The sequence below is a fragment of the Alcaligenes sp. 13f genome (assembly GCF_020496585.1).
In the GTDB taxonomy this organism is placed as follows: Bacteria; Pseudomonadota; Gammaproteobacteria; order Burkholderiales; family Burkholderiaceae_B; genus Alcaligenes; species Alcaligenes phenolicus.
Map to the genome: position 1 here is coordinate 19,710 of NZ_JAHKKC010000013.1, position 15,293 is coordinate 35,002.

13 protein-coding genes are annotated in these 15,293 nt (G+C 58.0%); 7 read left to right on the top strand and 6 right to left on the bottom strand.

Going from position 1 to position 15,293, the window contains the following annotated elements:
• Positions 1-9: 9 nt before the first annotated feature.
• The 5 genes from KOE80_RS12390 to KOE80_RS12410 form a co-directional block, all read right to left on the bottom strand.
• A complete protein-coding gene (locus KOE80_RS12390; protein WP_226349238.1) occupies positions 10-1,074 on the bottom strand; it encodes an ABC transporter ATP-binding protein in 1,065 nt (354 codons plus the stop codon).
• Positions 1,064-1,876 carry an ABC transporter permease gene (locus KOE80_RS12395; protein ID WP_226349239.1) on the bottom strand — a complete coding sequence of 271 codons (813 nt, stop codon included), beginning with the start codon at positions 1,874-1,876 and terminating at the stop codon, positions 1,064-1,066. The genes KOE80_RS12390 and KOE80_RS12395 overlap by 11 nt, the downstream gene beginning before the upstream one ends.
• 7 nt (positions 1,877-1,883) lie before the next feature.
• Complete coding sequence (locus KOE80_RS12400; RefSeq protein ID WP_226349240.1) at positions 1,884-2,690, bottom strand: ABC transporter permease; 807 nt, start codon at positions 2,688-2,690, stop codon at positions 1,884-1,886.
• Between the two features lie 22 nt (positions 2,691-2,712).
• The gene (locus KOE80_RS12405) at positions 2,713-3,720 is read right to left on the bottom strand and encodes an ABC transporter substrate-binding protein (protein WP_413228936.1); all 1,008 of its coding nucleotides are present in this window, start codon (positions 3,718-3,720) and stop codon (positions 2,713-2,715) included.
• 104 nt (positions 3,721-3,824) lie between these two features.
• Positions 3,825-4,889, bottom strand: coding sequence for a LacI family DNA-binding transcriptional regulator (locus KOE80_RS12410; protein WP_226349241.1), 1,065 nt, complete (start codon positions 4,887-4,889; stop codon positions 3,825-3,827).
• A 205-nt stretch (positions 4,890-5,094) separates the two neighbouring features.
• Here KOE80_RS12410 and KOE80_RS12415 point away from each other — a divergent pair, with 205 nt between their 5' ends.
• The 7 genes from KOE80_RS12415 (at position 5,095) to KOE80_RS12445 (ending at position 14,064) form a co-directional block, all read left to right on the top strand.
• Complete coding sequence (locus KOE80_RS12415) at positions 5,095-5,847, top strand: type 1 glutamine amidotransferase (protein WP_226349242.1); 753 nt, start codon at positions 5,095-5,097, stop codon at positions 5,845-5,847.
• Positions 5,848-5,923: 76 nt separating this feature from the next.
• Complete coding sequence (gene kdpF / locus KOE80_RS12420; RefSeq protein ID WP_022983188.1) at positions 5,924-6,019, top strand: K(+)-transporting ATPase subunit F; 96 nt, start codon at positions 5,924-5,926, stop codon at positions 6,017-6,019.
• A 136-nt stretch (positions 6,020-6,155) separates the two neighbouring features.
• The gene (gene kdpA, locus KOE80_RS12425; protein WP_060186013.1) at positions 6,156-7,859 is read left to right on the top strand and encodes a potassium-transporting ATPase subunit KdpA; all 1,704 of its coding nucleotides are present in this window, start codon (positions 6,156-6,158) and stop codon (positions 7,857-7,859) included.
• A gap of 12 nt (positions 7,860-7,871) precedes the next feature.
• Positions 7,872-8,546: a potassium-transporting ATPase subunit KdpC gene (kdpC, locus tag KOE80_RS12430; protein ID WP_226349243.1), complete on the top strand. Its 675-nt coding sequence runs from the start codon at positions 7,872-7,874 to the stop codon at positions 8,544-8,546.
• Positions 8,547-8,560: 14 nt separating this feature from the next.
• Positions 8,561-10,645: a potassium-transporting ATPase subunit KdpB gene (kdpB, locus tag KOE80_RS12435; RefSeq protein WP_226349244.1), complete on the top strand. Its 2,085-nt coding sequence runs from the start codon at positions 8,561-8,563 to the stop codon at positions 10,643-10,645.
• Positions 10,646-10,690: 45 nt separating this feature from the next.
• Positions 10,691-13,360, top strand: coding sequence for a sensor histidine kinase (locus tag KOE80_RS12440; RefSeq protein WP_226349245.1), 2,670 nt, complete (start codon positions 10,691-10,693; stop codon positions 13,358-13,360).
• Complete coding sequence (locus KOE80_RS12445) at positions 13,357-14,064, top strand: response regulator (protein ID WP_226349246.1); 708 nt, start codon at positions 13,357-13,359, stop codon at positions 14,062-14,064. Before KOE80_RS12440 ends, KOE80_RS12445 begins: the two co-directional genes overlap by 4 nt.
• A 239-nt stretch (positions 14,065-14,303) precedes the next feature.
• Here KOE80_RS12445 and argF read toward each other — a convergent pair whose 3' ends face one another.
• Entirely contained in the window at positions 14,304-15,245 is a 942-nt protein-coding gene (gene argF, locus KOE80_RS12450; protein WP_226349247.1) for an ornithine carbamoyltransferase, read from the bottom strand.
• Positions 15,246-15,293 lie beyond the last annotated feature (48 nt).

Genomic DNA, 15,293 nt, shown 5'->3' on the forward strand with positions numbered 1-15,293 from the left:
CCGCTTGCGTTAAGAGAGTGGCACGGTACCGGGCATCAGCTTGCCGGGGTTGATGTGAATTTCCACTGTACTGCCAAGGACGGCTCCGTGATCACGGTCTACCTCGGCAGTCAGAGGGGCTTGTCCGTCCACGTCCAGGGTCAGTTGCACTCGTCCTCCCATAAAACTGCGTTGTCGCACTTTGGCACGTGCCCAGCCGCTGGGTGTATCCATGCAAACGCTGATGTCTTCCGGGCGAACCAGCAACTCCTGCGCCCCGCGCAAGGTCTCGGGGCAAGTCAGGCTCAGGTCTGCCAGACGGATTTCGTTATTGAGCAGGCTTTGTTCGCTGCGTTGTAGGACGTTGACCCGCCCGAGGAAGGTAGCGACAAAAGGGTGGGCCGGATGGCGGTACAGGCTCTCGCCATCGCCAATCTGAATGATGCGGCCTTCGTGCATGACGGCCAGACGGTCGGCAATGGCAAACGCTTCCTGCTGATCGTGGGTCACATGAATGGCCGTGATACGCAGGCGTCGCAGCAACTCGGCCAGTTCGTCGCGCAAGGAGACTTTCAGCTTGGCATCCAGGGCGGCCAGCGGCTCGTCCAGCAGCAGAACGCGGGGTTGATTGGCAATGGCACGTGCGATGGCGACCCGTTGTCGTTGCCCACCTGACAAGGCGGAGGGCTGGCGTTTTTCCAGCCCGTTCAGGCGCATCAGATCGACCAGTTCACCCACCAGCTTCTGCCGCGCAGCCAGAGCCATGCCCTTGATCTTTGGGCCATAGCCGATATTGGCTTCCACCGTCATGTTCGGGAACAGGGCGTAATGTTGAAACACCATGCCGACCTCACGCTTTTCAATCGGCAGATGGGTGACGTCCTGGCCGTCGAACAGAATGCGGCTGCCGGCATCGGGCATTTCCAGGCCGGCGATCAGTCGCAGCAAGGTGGTCTTGCCGCAGCCCGAGGGCCCCAGCAAAGCCATGACTTCACCGGGGGCGATGTCCAGAGTGCTGGGATGCAATCCCCGTGTGCCATCGGCATAGGTTTTGGCGCAGTGTTCGATACGCACCGGTATGTGTTTATTTTCCATAGTGTTTCTCCAGCAAGCGCGCCAAGGTCTGCAGCCCCCACAGCACGGGCAAGATGACGAGCATGAAAATCAGCGTATAGGCCGAGCCCACCTCGATACGCATGGACGCATAGCTATCGGCCAGCCCCACGGGCAAGGTGCGGGTAAGTGGCGTATGCAGCATCCAGGTCAGGTTGAACTCTCCCAGCGACAAGGTGAAGACCATCAGGCTGCCAGCCACAATCGCAGGCAAGATGGCCGGCAGCAGGACGCCGAAAAAGATTTGCGTAAAGCTGGCTCCCAGCGAGCGGGCCGCTTCTTCAAGGTCGATCAGGCTGCGTTTTTGCAGAGCTGCTGTGGTCGTACGCACCATAAAGGGCAGGGTGAACACAATGTGGCCCACCAGAATGAACCAGAAGCTTTGACGAAAGCCTTGCAAGGAGCCATAGGCCAGCAGCATGGCCAGGGCCGAGGCCATGCCGGGTACTGCCACTGGCAAGGTCAGCAGTTCTTCAAAGCTGCGCGCCAGACGGGAGCGGCTGCGTGCCAGGGCATAGGCACAGGGGACGCCCAGCACAATGACAGCCAGAACACAAAGCAGCGCCAGCTGCAGGGATAGCCAGACTGTGCCGCCATAGTTGGCCCAGACTTGCTCCACCCATTTCAGGGTCAGACCACTTTTCAGTCCGATACGATAATTGTTGACCAGCCCGGCCAGCACGGAAACCAGAATGGGGCCGAGCAGGAATAGGACGGTCAGTCCGGTGACAGCCAGAAGCAAGGGGGCAGGGCGATGGGGATTTGAAGCCGTTTTCAGTTTCATGGTGCCCTCAAATAACGACCGAGGGATCGCGGACCAGACGCCGGGCCAGCCACAAGGTAAACCATGTCAGCAGCCCCAGGGAAATGGACAAGCTGGCCGCCAGGGTGAAATTCGCATAGTTGGTAAATTCGTTATAGATCGTGATGGGCAGCACTTCGTAGCGGCTGGACAGGGTGAACGCCGTACCGAAAGCGCCCATGGAGGTGGCAAAAACAATGGCACCACAAGACAGGGACGTGGGAGCCAGTTCCGGTATCCAGACATCTCTGGCGATGTCCCAGCGTGTGGCTCCACAGGAGCGCGCGGCTTCCTCCAGATTGCGGTCTATGGATTCGGCGGCTGCGGTGTAAGTAGCAATCGCGCGGGGCAGGGAAAAGTACAGATAGGCCAGAAACAAACCCAGCAGGCCGTAGGCAAAGGTCACTCGCCCCAGCCCCAGATCCTGGCCGATCTGGGCCAGCAGCCCTTGCCGACCGCCCAGCAAGATAATGAAAAAGCCCACGATGACGCCAGGAAAGGACAGGGGCAGCGTCATCAGGGAGAGCAGCAGGCGCTTGGCTGGCACGCGATAGCGAGCCATCACGATGCCGACCATGGCACCCAGCACCAAGGTGGCCAGGGTCACGATGGCGGACAGGAGCAGCGTTTGCAGCAAGGCCTGCAAGTACCGCCCTGATGTCAGCACGACCCAGTAGGTGTGCATGCCTTCTTGTGCGGGCAGGGCCAGAAGCTGTACCGCGGGCAAGAGCCAGAATACGGCAAAGAAAGCGACGGCAGGGGCCGAGCACAAGGGCAGCAGGTATTTGCGTTGCATACGCTAACTCCACATGGACCGCTTAGCGGACCTCTGCCAGATAACGCTCGGCAAAGGGTTTCTGACCCTGTGCCATGCGCTCATAGTCAATGGCCTTGGCACGTGCGTATTCGCTGTCGGGCAGGAAGCGCGACTGGGCTTCCTTGCTGACGGCGCTGCTGCGAACCGGGCGCAGGAAAGCATTGGCCCAGATGGACTGCCCTTGCTCGGACAGCACAAAATCCAGCACCTTGCGCCCCTGTTCGGTGTGCGGAGCCTTGTTGACCAGAGACATCACATACGGCACCACAATCGTGCCTTCTTGCGGGATCACGAAAGCGACGTCCTCGCCGTCCTTGTACTGAGCACGGTAGGCGCTGAAGTCATAGTCCAGCAAGATAGGGATTTCGCCGGAAATCAGGCGGGCGTAGGCGGTTTGCTTGGGAACGATGGGATTGTTCTTTTGCAGAGTCTTGAACCAGTTGATGGCGGGGTCAAAGTTGTCCATATTGCCGCCCAGGGCTTCGTTGATGGCAACGGCACCCACATAACCCACAAAGGCGGAAGAGGGGTCCAGATACCCGACCAGGCCTTTGTATTCGGGCTTGAGCAGGTCGTTCCAGGAGGCAGGCACAGGCACATTGCCCAGGGCCGACTTGTTTACCATGATGCCCATGGTGCCGGAGTGGATTGCAAACCAATGGCCTTGCGGGTCTTTCAAGCCTTCGGGAATCTGCTCCCAGCCCTGGGGTTTGTAGGCCTGGGTCACGCCTTCTTTCTGGGCCTGAATGGCAAAGGTGATGCCCAGATAGGTCACATCGGCGACCGGATTGGCGGACTCGGCAACCAGCTGGGCCAGGGACTGGCCGGAGTTCTTGTTATCGGGGGGGACGGTAATGCCGGTGTGCGCCTTGATGGCCTCGATCTGGCTCGCCCAGTCGGCCCATTCAGGTGGACAGTTGTAGCAAATGGCGGTTTGCGCGGTAGCCGCGCTTCCCACTGTCATCAGGGCCAGGGACAGTGCCAGGCGGCAAGCCAATGTGCTCAGCATATGTTTCATGGTCGATCACTCCAGTCAATAAGTGGTGTCAGGCAAAAGCCGGGATTGGCTTGAGCGCAGGGGGGCGGGAGCGGGTCCCGCAGAGGAAAGGGGCTTCATCCTGGATGCGCCCGTGGTGAACAAGGGGCAGGGGCGCAGGACTCGCCCGGGTTGAAGGTGTAGGGCAGCAGAACCGAGGCCTGCGCGGGAACCGTTTTTTGCTGGGCTACCGCCTCCAGCAGCAGGCCGATGCACTGGCGACCAATTTCTTCATTGGGCTGTGCGATGGTGGCCGGGCGTGGAAACAGTTCAGCGCCCAGGGCGATGCCGTCAAAGCCGATCACGCTGATATCGTTGGGAACCTGCAGGCCAATCTGCTGCGCCGTGCGCAGACAGCGAATGGCAATCAGATCGTTGGAGCCAATCATGGCTGTGGGGCGTTCTGGTTGGCGCAAGAGTCGGGCGACGCTGGCAAGATGCACGTCCTCAGAAGACGGTGCTTGCCCTTGCTCTCCTTGATCCATGAAAGGCACTTCCAGCAGTGGCATGGGCACCAGGCCAGCCTTGTCCATTCCTTTCAGATAGCCACGGCTGCGTTGCTGGGCGCGATCAGAAACGTGCAGATGACCGCTTACCATGGCAATGCGGCGATGGCCTTGCCTTGCTAAGTGGCCGATCAATTCAATCATGGCCTGCTCGCCGTTGACGGTGACGCAAGGATGCTCGGGATGCAGGTTGTACGCCAGTACGTAGGGACAGCGTGTCTTGCTCAGCCGAACTAAAGCAGGAGAGTGAGCCGGGTTGGAGACCACCAGCACAATGCCTTCTACATTGCTGGCCAGGAGCAAAGCCACGGCCTGGGATTCACGTTCCAGGTGGTAGTCGGTAAAGAAGGGCAGGATGGCATAGCCGCCGCGGGCTGCGGTATCGGCGATGCCCTTCAGGCACTCGGCAAAGACGGGGTTGAGCAAGGTCGGCAAGACCACGCCGATGACTCGGCTGCGCTGGCTGCGCAGACTGCGTGCCGAGGCATTGGGCTCATAAGCCAGTGCGTCGATCGCGGCTTGCACGCGCAGGCGGGTTTTCTCACCCACCTTTTCCGGCTCATTGAGCACGCGCGAGACTGTCGCAACCGATACCTGTGCTGCTCTGGCGACATCCAGTATTCCTATGTTGGCCATGACACCCAGCCGTCAAAATGAAAACGATTACATTTGAGCAAAGGCATATGTCAGGCAAATGACGGTCTTGGTTTTTTGTGTGCTGCAGGAAGCACCTTGATGCCACTTATACGAGCCTGATCGCAAACAGATCCTGGTCTTGATACGGCCAGTTCTACAGTGAGTTCTCCTGAACAACAGGCCTGCGCGGTCAGGCTTTCATCTCATGAAACCCATTCTTGTTTTGCAGCACGAGGTCACGCAAGGGCCGGGGGTGCTGCTGGATCATCTGGAGAGCCACGGTCTTCCCTATCACTTGTGCATGTCGCCGCTGGATGGCCGGGCGCCCGTGTCGGCTCGTGATTACAGCGGGGTGGTGGTGCTGGGCAGTGATCGCAGTGTCAATGATCTTTTGCCCTGGATAGAGCAGGAGCATGCACTGTTGCTGGATGCGGTTCAGCGTCATGTTCCGGTTCTGGGGCATTGCTTCGGGGCGCAACTGCTGGCGCGTTCCCTGGGGGCCCGCGTGCAGCGCAACCCGTATCCGAACATAGGCTGGGGTCAGGTCTGGAGCAGCCCTTACGCCCGGCGTGTCATGGGCCTGCCCAGGCGTGCCATGCTGTTCAACTGGCATTACGACACCTTCCAGATTCCCTCGGGGGCCAGCCGGACTTTATACGGCCCACATTGCCTGAATAAAGGTTTTTGCCTGGGCCCGCATTGGGCCTTTCAAGGCCACCTGGAAGTGACTGCCGACAGCATCCGTCAGTGGTGTGATCACGGCTGCTGCGAGTTGGAGCAGGTATACGGTCCGGCGGCCCAGGATGCGGAACATATCTTGTTGGGCCTGGATCAGCACCTGAGCACTTTGCACCTTATTGCCAGACAGACTTATCAACGCTGGACAGATCAGTTGCTGGAGCGTGCCGGTGTCGCCCTGGCCCAAATCCATATGCCGTCTTTATACGCGGGCCAGTAAACACTGCTCTGAATTTATGCCGCCACTCCTAGACTTTCTCTGTCTGCTGCAAGTCAGCATTGATCAGGAGTTCGGGATGAGTGCGTCCTTTTTTACGGTTCTGGCAGGAGGGATTTCTCTGGGGCTGTTTATCTATTTGTTCTATGCCTTGCTCAAGGCCGAAAAATTCTAAGTTCAGGCCAGCAAGTGTTCATTGTGGGAACAGGTGTGCATATGAGTGATTTTCTATTTTTAGCGGTGCTGTTCGCGTTCTTTGCGATGGCGACCGGATTGGTTCTTGGTCTTGAGAAGCTGTAAGAGGAGCTGTCATGCTGGACGATCTGATGCAGTTTCTAGTTATTCTGGCCGTCTCTACGGTCTTGTTAGTGGTGGTGGGTAAATGGATTGCCCATTTTTTCAGTAGCCCCAATCACAGCCTGATCGAACGTGGCACGTATCGGCTGCTGGGCGTGAATCCTGAAGAGAAAATGTCCTGGAAGCGATATGGTCTGGCGCTCTTGTTGAGCAATGCCGCCATGTTGCTTCTGGGATATATTCTTTTGCGGGTGCAGGGCTGGATTCCCGGCGACAGCCTGCAGCGCGCCGCACAAACGCCTGACCTGGCCTTTAATACGGCTGTGTCTTTTACGACCAATACTAATTGGCAGGCGTACTCGGGTGAATCCAGTCTGTCCAATTTTTCCCAAATGGCGGCCATCACCTTTCTGATGATGATCAGTGCCACAACGGGTCTGGCAGCGGCAGGTGGTTTCATCCGTGGCTTAAGCCGTAAAAGCTCGGCGGATATTGGCAACTACTGGGTGGATTTCACCCGCTCCTTGTATCGTTTGCTCTTGCCGTGCAGCTTCCTGCTGGCCTTGCTGTATATCTGGCAGGGTATGCCACAGACACTGAGCTCGGATGTCGTGGTCAATACGCTGGAAGGTCTCAAGCAGCAGATAATTCTGGGGCCAGTAGCCAGCCTTGAAAGCATCAAGCATGTGGGGACTAATGGGGGCGGCTTCTTTGGTATGAACGCGGCTCATCCATTTGAAAACCCTACGCCGCTGACTAATACCGTGCATATGCTCAGCATGTTGCTGGTGCCTTCGGCCCTGACTTACGCCTTTGGCTCCATGCTGGCTCGTCGTCGCCAGGGTTGGGCTTTCTTTGCGGCCTTCCTGGTGATGTTCATCGGTTTTCTGTCCCTGATTTATAGCGCCGAACAGGCAGGCAATCCATTGCTGACTTCCCTGGGGGTGGACCAAACACAAAGCAGCACGATGGGCGGTGGCAATCTGGAGGGCAAGGAACTGCGCTTCGGTGTGGCGCAAAGCAGCTTGTTTGCCACCGTGACCACGGCTGCGACTACCGGCTCGGTCGATGCCATGCACTCTTCGCTGACGCCTTTGGGTGGCCTGGTGCCGATTGCCCAAATGATGCTGAACAACGTGTTTGGTGGGATAGGCGTGGGCTTTATCAGCCTGGTCAGCTACGCCATTCTGACGGTGTTTCTGGTGGGCATGATGATAGGGCGCAGCCCGGAGTTCTTGGGCAAGAAGATCGAGGCGCGGGAGATGAAGTATGTGATGCTGGCCATGCTGGCGCATGCCTTCAGCATTCTGGGCTTTACGGCCTTGGCCAGCGTGCTGCCATCCACCATGGACAGTCTGTCCAATATGGGGCCGCATGGTTTCAGCGAAGTGCTGTACGCCTATACCTCGGGTACGGCCAATAACGGTTCAGCCTTTGCAGGTTTCAACGCGAACACACCTTTCTTCAATACAACGATAGGGCTGGCCATGTTGGTGGGGCGGTATCTGACCCTGCTCCCCCTGCTGGCTTTGGCCGGTGTGCTGGCTGCCAAGAAAGCAGTTCCTGCGGGTCCAGGCACCTTGTCGACGGCCACCCCCTTGTTCACCGGCTTGTTGATTTTCGTGGTTCTGGTGGTGGGCGGGCTGACTTTCCTGCCTGCACTGGCGCTGGGCCCAATTGTGGAGCACCTGTTGATGCTCGATGGCATTACTTTTTGAGGATTGACTGTCATGTCTACCCATCAATTTATGGTTTCGACACCGGCTGCACCGACGATGAAAAGCTTCTTGCGTCCCGTGCTGCTGTCTGCCTTGTTTTTTATGCTGTTGACGGGCATTGCCTACCCGTTGGCCACGACCTTTATCGGCACCGCCCTGTTCCCGGAGCAGGCAAAGGGCAGCCTGATTCTGCGTGACGGCCAGCTCGTGGGTTCACGCCAGATTGGTCAGTACTTCAGTCAGCCCGAGTATTTCCAAGGGCGTCCTAGCGCGACGTTGGGAGTCGATCCGGCTGACCCTTCCAAGACCATTGCACAGCCCTATAACGCGGCGGCCAGTGGTGCCAGCAATCAGGGGGTATTAAGCAAAAGTTTGCTGGAGGCTGTGGCAGAACGCAGCAAGGCATATCGCCTGATGAACGGTTTGGCAGAGGATGCTCCCGTGCCTGTCGATGCGGTCACAGCGTCGGCATCGGGTTTGGACCCGCATATTTCGGTGGCCAATGCCCGTTTGCAGGCCGCCCGTATCGCCAAAGTGCGCGGTATGCCGCTGGCTCAGGTCCAGGTCCTGATTGATCGCTATACCAGTGCTCGTCAATTAGGTGTGCTGGGCGAGCCACGAGTGCAGGTCCTGGAGCTTAATCTGGCGCTGGACATGGCCAAGCGTGCCCAGCCCGCAGTGCGTTAGGAGCAGGTGTCATTATGTCTATTACTGATCTGAAAGCCCCGCAAGAGGCCGGGCGTTCGACGGCATTTCAGGCCGTGCCCTGGGGCACGGTGTGCAAGGAAGCCTTCAAGAAATTGTCGCCTCGGGTGCAGTTCAAGAACCCGGTGATGTGTGTGGTGTATCTGGGCAGTATCGTCACCAGCTTGCTGGGTGTGCAGGCCTTGATGGGGCAGGGTGAGGCCCCCGCTGGATTTATCTGGTCTATTGCAGCCTGGCTGTGGTTTACGGTCCTGTTTGCCAATGCGGCCGAAGCCGTGGCAGAAGGCCGGGGTAAAGCGCAGGCCGACGCGCTGCGTTCTACGCGCAAGCGGGTCATGGCCAAGGTTCTGAAAGACCCCGCCCGTGATAGCCGCGCCTGGCCTGTCCCCAGCGACGAACTGCTGCCCGGTGCCTATGTGCTGGTTGAGGCGGGCCAGATTATTCCGGCTGATGGCGAAGTGCTGCAGGGGGCAGCGTCGGTAGACGAGTCCGCTATTACGGGTGAATCCGCGCCAGTTATCCGGGAATCGGGGGGCGACTTTTGTTCCGTTACGGGGGGAACCCGTGTTCTGTCTGACTGGATCGTGATGCGGGTCACCGCCAAACCGGGTGAGGCTTTTCTGGATCGCATGATTGCGATGGTGGAGGGGGCCAAGCGCGGCAAGACGCCAAACGAGATTGCCTTGAATATCTTGCTGGTTGCCCTAACGCTGATCTTTCTGCTGGTGTGCGTGACCTTGCTGCCTTTCTCCAGCTTTGCGACGGTGCTGACCGGCCAAGGTTCGCCCGTTACGATTACCGCCTTGATTGCTCTGTTGGTGTGTCTGATTCCGACTACCATCGGTGCCTTGCTGTCGGCGGTAGGTGTCGCCGGGATGAGCCGCATGATGAAGGCCAATGTGCTGGCCAGCTCGGGCCGCGCTATCGAGGCGGCGGGAGACGTGGATGTTCTGCTACTGGACAAGACCGGCACCATTACGCTGGGTAATCGGGAGGCCTCGGCCTTTTTGCCCGCGCCGCAGGTATCGGAACAGGCCTTGGCAGACGCGGCCCAATTGGCATCGTTGGCGGACGAGACCCCCGAAGGACGCTCCATTGTGGTGCTGGCCAAGCAGCTTTTCAATTTGCGTGGTCGTGAATTGCAAGGTGCGCAGACCATTGCCTTTAGCGCCCATACACGCATGAGCGGCATTGATATCGAGGGTCGTCAGATTCGGAAAGGGGCGGCAAATACCATGCGCTCCCATATCGAGTCCCTGGGCGGCGTGTTTCCTCGCGAACTGGACACCTTGGTCAATGAGGTCGCCCGACGGGGCAGCACACCGCTGCTCGTCACCGAAGGTAATAAGGTGCTGGGTGTGGTGGAGCTCAAAGATATCGTCAAAGGCGGTATCAAGGAGCGCTTTGCCGAGTTGCGCGCCATGGGCATCAAGACCGTCATGATTACCGGGGACAACAAGCTGACCGCCGCTGCCATTGCGGCCGAAGCCGGGGTGGATGACTATTTGGCCGAAGCCACGCCCGAGGACAAGCTGCAATTGATTCGGCGCTATCAGGATGAAGGTCGCCTGGTTGCCATGACCGGCGACGGCACGAATGATGCGCCTGCTCTGGCGCAGGCCGATGTGGCCGTGGCTATGAACAGCGGCACTCAGGCGGCTAAAGAGGCCGGCAATATGGTGGATCTGGACAGCAACCCCACCAAGCTCCTGCGTGTGGTGGAAGTGGGCAAGCAGATGATCATGACACGCGGTGCCCTGACCTCCTTCAGCATCGCCAATGATCTGGCCAAGTACTTTGCGATTATTCCTGCGGCTTTTGTGGTCACGTATCCTGCTTTGGGTGCTTTGAATGTGATGCAGCTGCATAGTCCGGCTACCGCCATCCTGTCGGCAGTCATTTTCAATGCCTTGATCATCATTGCCCTGATTCCCTTGGCCTTGCGGGGCGTGAAATATCGGGCCGAACCGGCCAGCCGTTTGCTGAAACGCAACTTGCTGATTTACGGCTTGGGAGGGCTGATTGCGCCCTTCATAGGCATCAAGCTGATTGATTTGCTCCTGACGCCGTTTTTTGGATAAGAGCGTAAGATCAATAGCAATTTTCTGGATGGAGTGCGCAGATTCATGTCACTTGAGGATAGGCCGGACCCGGATGAGCTGCTGCAGGTGATTGGCGAGGATCCGCACCAGCCTCGTCGCGGACAACTCAAGATTTTCTTCGGCGCCTGCGCGGGCGTAGGGAAAACCTACGCCATGCTCAAGGAGGCGCATCAACGCCAGTCCGAGGGCGTGTCCGTGGCTATCGGGATTGTGGAAACCCATGGCCGTCAGGAAACCCAGGCTCTGATTGACGGTTTGCCCGTGCTGCCTCGCAAGGAGTATCAACGTCAGGGGCGGGTGGTGACGGAGTTTGATCTGGATGCCGCCTTGGCCTCGGGTTATCAACTGCTGCTGGTGGACGAACTGGCGCACTCCAATATTGAAGGCAGTCGACACGCCAAGCGCTGGCAGGATGTGGAGGAATTGCTGGATGCGGGCATTGATGTGTATACCGCGCTCAATGTGCAACATCTGGATAGTCTGAATGAGGTGGTGGGCGGCATTGTTGGGGTACGGGTCCGGGAGACGGTGCCAGACCGGATTTTCGATCGAGCGGCCGATGTCTTGCTGGTGGATCTGCCGCCGGATGATCTCTTGTCTCGTCTGAGTGCGGGCAAAGTGTATCTGGCCGACTCGGTGGCCCACGCGCGTCAGAACTTCTTTCGTCGCGGCAATCTGATTGCTCTGCGTGAGTTGGCTTTGCGCCGGGTGGCGGATCGGGTCAATGCGGACGTGCATGTGTATCGGATCTCCCATGCGATCCGGACAGTTTGGCCGACACGTGAGTTACTGATGGTATGCGTCAGTGCCGATAGCGCCCAGGAAGCTCTGATTCGGGAGGGGGCGCGCTTGGCCCAGCAATTGCAGACGCCCTGGATTGTGCTGCATGTGGATACGCCGCAGGAAAGCGGGCAGATCAAGGCGCAGGAAGCACTGGTGCGCTTGGCGGCCAGTGCTCAGCATGCCGGAGCCGAGTTTGCCAATATTGCCGGGCAGGATGTGGCGCACACGATTTTGGCCTATGCCCGTCAGCGCAATGCGACCAAGCTGATTTTGGGAAACTCGTCAGCGCGATCTATCTGGCCCTGGCGCACTCGCCTGTCCGAGCGCCTGGCGCGCAGCAACCCTGAAATTGGTTTGCTGCTGCTGCGTATGGATACGGTACAGCGGCCCATACGGCCCCTGGAGCTGGAACAACCCATGGCACAAGGCAAGGCCTTGTCGATTGCGTCCATTATTTGCGTTGTGACCACCTTGCTGGCCGAGAAGCTCTTGCCCTTTTTCGAGCTCTCCAACGTGATTATGCTGTTCCTGATCACTGTGGTCTTTATTGCCCTGCGTTTGGGACGACTGGCGGGGGTATGGGCTTCTTTGCTGTCAGTGGCGTTTTTCGACTTCTTTTTTGTCGAGCCGCGTTATTCCTTCTCGGTGACGGATACCCAATATGTATTTACCTTCGGCGTCATGCTGGGGGTGGCGCTGATTATTGGTCAGTTGGCTGCCAAATTGCAGGCCGAAGCCAGGGCTGCACGAGATGGTGAACGACGCGCGGCGGCGCTGACCCGAGTAAGTCGGGACTTGGCAGGCGCCTTGGCCCTGGAACAAGTCCTGGCGGTCTGCCGCGATACGCTGGAACCCTTGTTCGAGATGCAGGTGGTGCTGGTGGTGCCGGATCAACAAAACCAGTTGGTGGCGACCCGCCATACCGGCTTTGTAGAGCTATCGGTGGCGCAATGGGTGTTTGATCATATGGAAGCTGCCGGTAACGGCACCGAGACTCTGAGTGGTGCCAGTGCCTTGTATCTGCCCTTGAAAGGCCCCATGGCCCCGCGTGGGGTGCTGGTGGTGCAGTCAGGCGGAGCCGCGTCGTTGAGGACTCCCGATGGACGGCGTTTGCTGGATGCTTGTTGCTTTACCTTGGCCCAGGCATTGGAGCGGATTCATTATGTGGCAATCGCCCAGGATACGGTGTTGCGCATGGAGGGGGAGAAAATGCGCAATACCTTGCTGTCCGCCGTCTCGCACGATTTACGTACACCTTTGACCGTGATTCGGGGGCTGGCTGAAACGCTGGAGCAGCCCAAAGGTTTGAGTGAAACCGAGCGCACGGATATTGCCCGTTCCATTCGCATTGAGTCGGACGAACTGCGCCGTCAGGTCTCCAACCTGCTGGACCTGGCGCGTATGCAAAGCGAAGGCGTAAAGCTGCATAAGGAGTGGCATGCTCTGGGTGAGATTGTGGGGATTGCAGTAGCCCGCTGTGCTGCCGCTTTGCAGTCCCGCAAGGTGGTGACCGAGTTTGCAGCGGATCTGCCTTTGGTCGAGGTGGATGGTGTCTTGCTGGAACGGGTAGTGACGAATCTGCTGGATAATGCCGCCAAATACACACCTGCCACCAGCACCATTTCCTTGCGTGGCCTGTGTTCTGGCCAGTCCATGTATTTATTGATCAGTGATGATGGCCCCGGTTTGCCGCCGGGCGACCCCGAGCGCTTGTTTGATACTTTTACGCGTGGGCAGAAAGAGTCCTCGGTCGCGGGCGTGGGCTTGGGTCTGGGACTATGCCGCACGATTATTGCCGCACATGGTGGTACGATCAGCGCCAAGCCGCGTATGCCCCATGGCGTGATCTTCGAGATTCGCCTGCCCTGGAAAGCGGCCCCCCGTATGGATGGTGATGAGCTACTGACATGAACAAAGCCCAGATACTGATCGTGGAGGACGAATCCAATATTCGTCGTTTTGTGCGAATTGCCTTGGAGCAGGAAGGCATGTCCGTGATTGAGGCCAGCACGCTGGCGCAGGCGCGCATGGATGCGGCAACCCGTCGCCCTGATTTGATGATTGTGGATTTGGGTCTGCCCGACGGGGATGGCAAGGACTTGATTCGTGATCTGCGCAGCTGGGTGTATTCGCCCATTCTGGTGCTGTCGGCGCGTGAGCGAGAGGAAGAAAAAGTAGCGGCCTTGAATGCCGGGGCGGACGATTACCTGGTGAAACCCTTTGGCGTACCGGAGCTGCTGGCCCGGATCCGGGCCTTGTTACGCCGCTCTCAGCTGGTTCCGAATGTTCAGACGGCTTCTTCGCGGGTTCGCTTTGGGAACGTGCAGGTGGATCTGGCCTCCCATGAGGTCACGCAGGACGGGGAGGCGGTGCATTTGACACCGATCGAGTTTCGCTTGCTGACGGCCTTGATCCGGGGACATGGCAAGGTGCTGACGCACCAACATTTGCTGCATGAAACCTGGGGAGCGGCGTATTCCGATCGGCCTCATTACCTGCGGGTGTACATGATGCAGCTGCGCCAAAAGCTGGAAGAGGATGCGGCACAACCCAAGTATTTACTGACTGAGTTGCAGGTTGGCTATCGCTTGGCGGGTTTGGAAATCCAGGAGTAAAGCGAATCTGGTGTTGATGTGGGCGGTGTTGCTTGAGATCGCTTATCGCATTGCCTGACGCTTTGAGGACTTGAGTTTGGCGGTTAAAGGATCAGCAGTACGCCAGTTTGGAACGTATATTCAAAGGGATTATGTGAATCACATTTGGATAGGCATGTGAAGCGATCCGGTATTAAAAAGGGGATACGACGTATCCCCTTTTTATGTCATTGAGCAAAGTCTGCTCCGGGTAGAAGCACTCAGGCTTCCAGACGCCCCAGAATCAGGAACTCCATCAATGCTTTCTGTACGTGCAAGCGGTTCTCGGCTTCGTCCCAGACCACACTTTGTGGACCGTCAATGACTTCGCCAGTCACTTCCTCGCCACGGTGAGCGGGCAGGCAGTGCATGAAGATGGCGTCAGGGTCGGCCACATCCATCATTTCCTGATCCACACGCCAGTCAGCAAAGGCTTTGCGACGCTCTTCGTTTTCGTCTTCGTAACCCATGCTGGTCCACACGTCGGTGGTGACCAGGTGCGCGCCCTTGCAGGCTTCCAGTGGGTCGTCGAATTCGCGCAGAATGCTGGAATCCGGGTTGCCGGTGCGATCCGACTCCAGGTGGTAGCCGTTAGGGGCCGACACATGCAGGGTGAAGCCAAGGATTTCTGCGGCTTGCAGCCAGGTATAGGCCATATTGTTGGCGTCACCAATCCAGGCCACGGTCTTGCCCTTGATATCGCCACGGTGTTCGATAAAGGTAAAGATGTCGGCCAGAATCTGGCACGGGTGAAATTCGTTGGTCAGGCCATTGATGACCGGCACACGCGAGTGGGAGGCAAAACGCTCCAGACGGGTTTGCTCGAAGGTACGAATCATGACGATATCGACCATGCGTGAAACCACGCGGGCGGTATCCTCAATAGGTTCGGAGCGACCCAGCTGCGAGTCGGTGGTGGTCAGGTGAATGACCGAGCCGCCTAACTGATACATACCGGCTTCAAACGAAACACGGGTACGGGTGCTGGCTTTTTCAAAAACCATCGCCAGGGTGCGGTCGTGCAATGTGTGGTGCGGCTGATAGCGTTTGAACTTGTCTTTGATCAGGCGTGCGCGTTCCAGCACATATAAAATTTCGTCGTGAGAAAAGTCGCGAAATTGCAGAAAGTGCCGAAGCGGTCCTGCTTGCACGATGGCATCCATAAAAAAATCCTGCGGATAAAGAAAGCCATCTTAACCTGTCCGGCTATT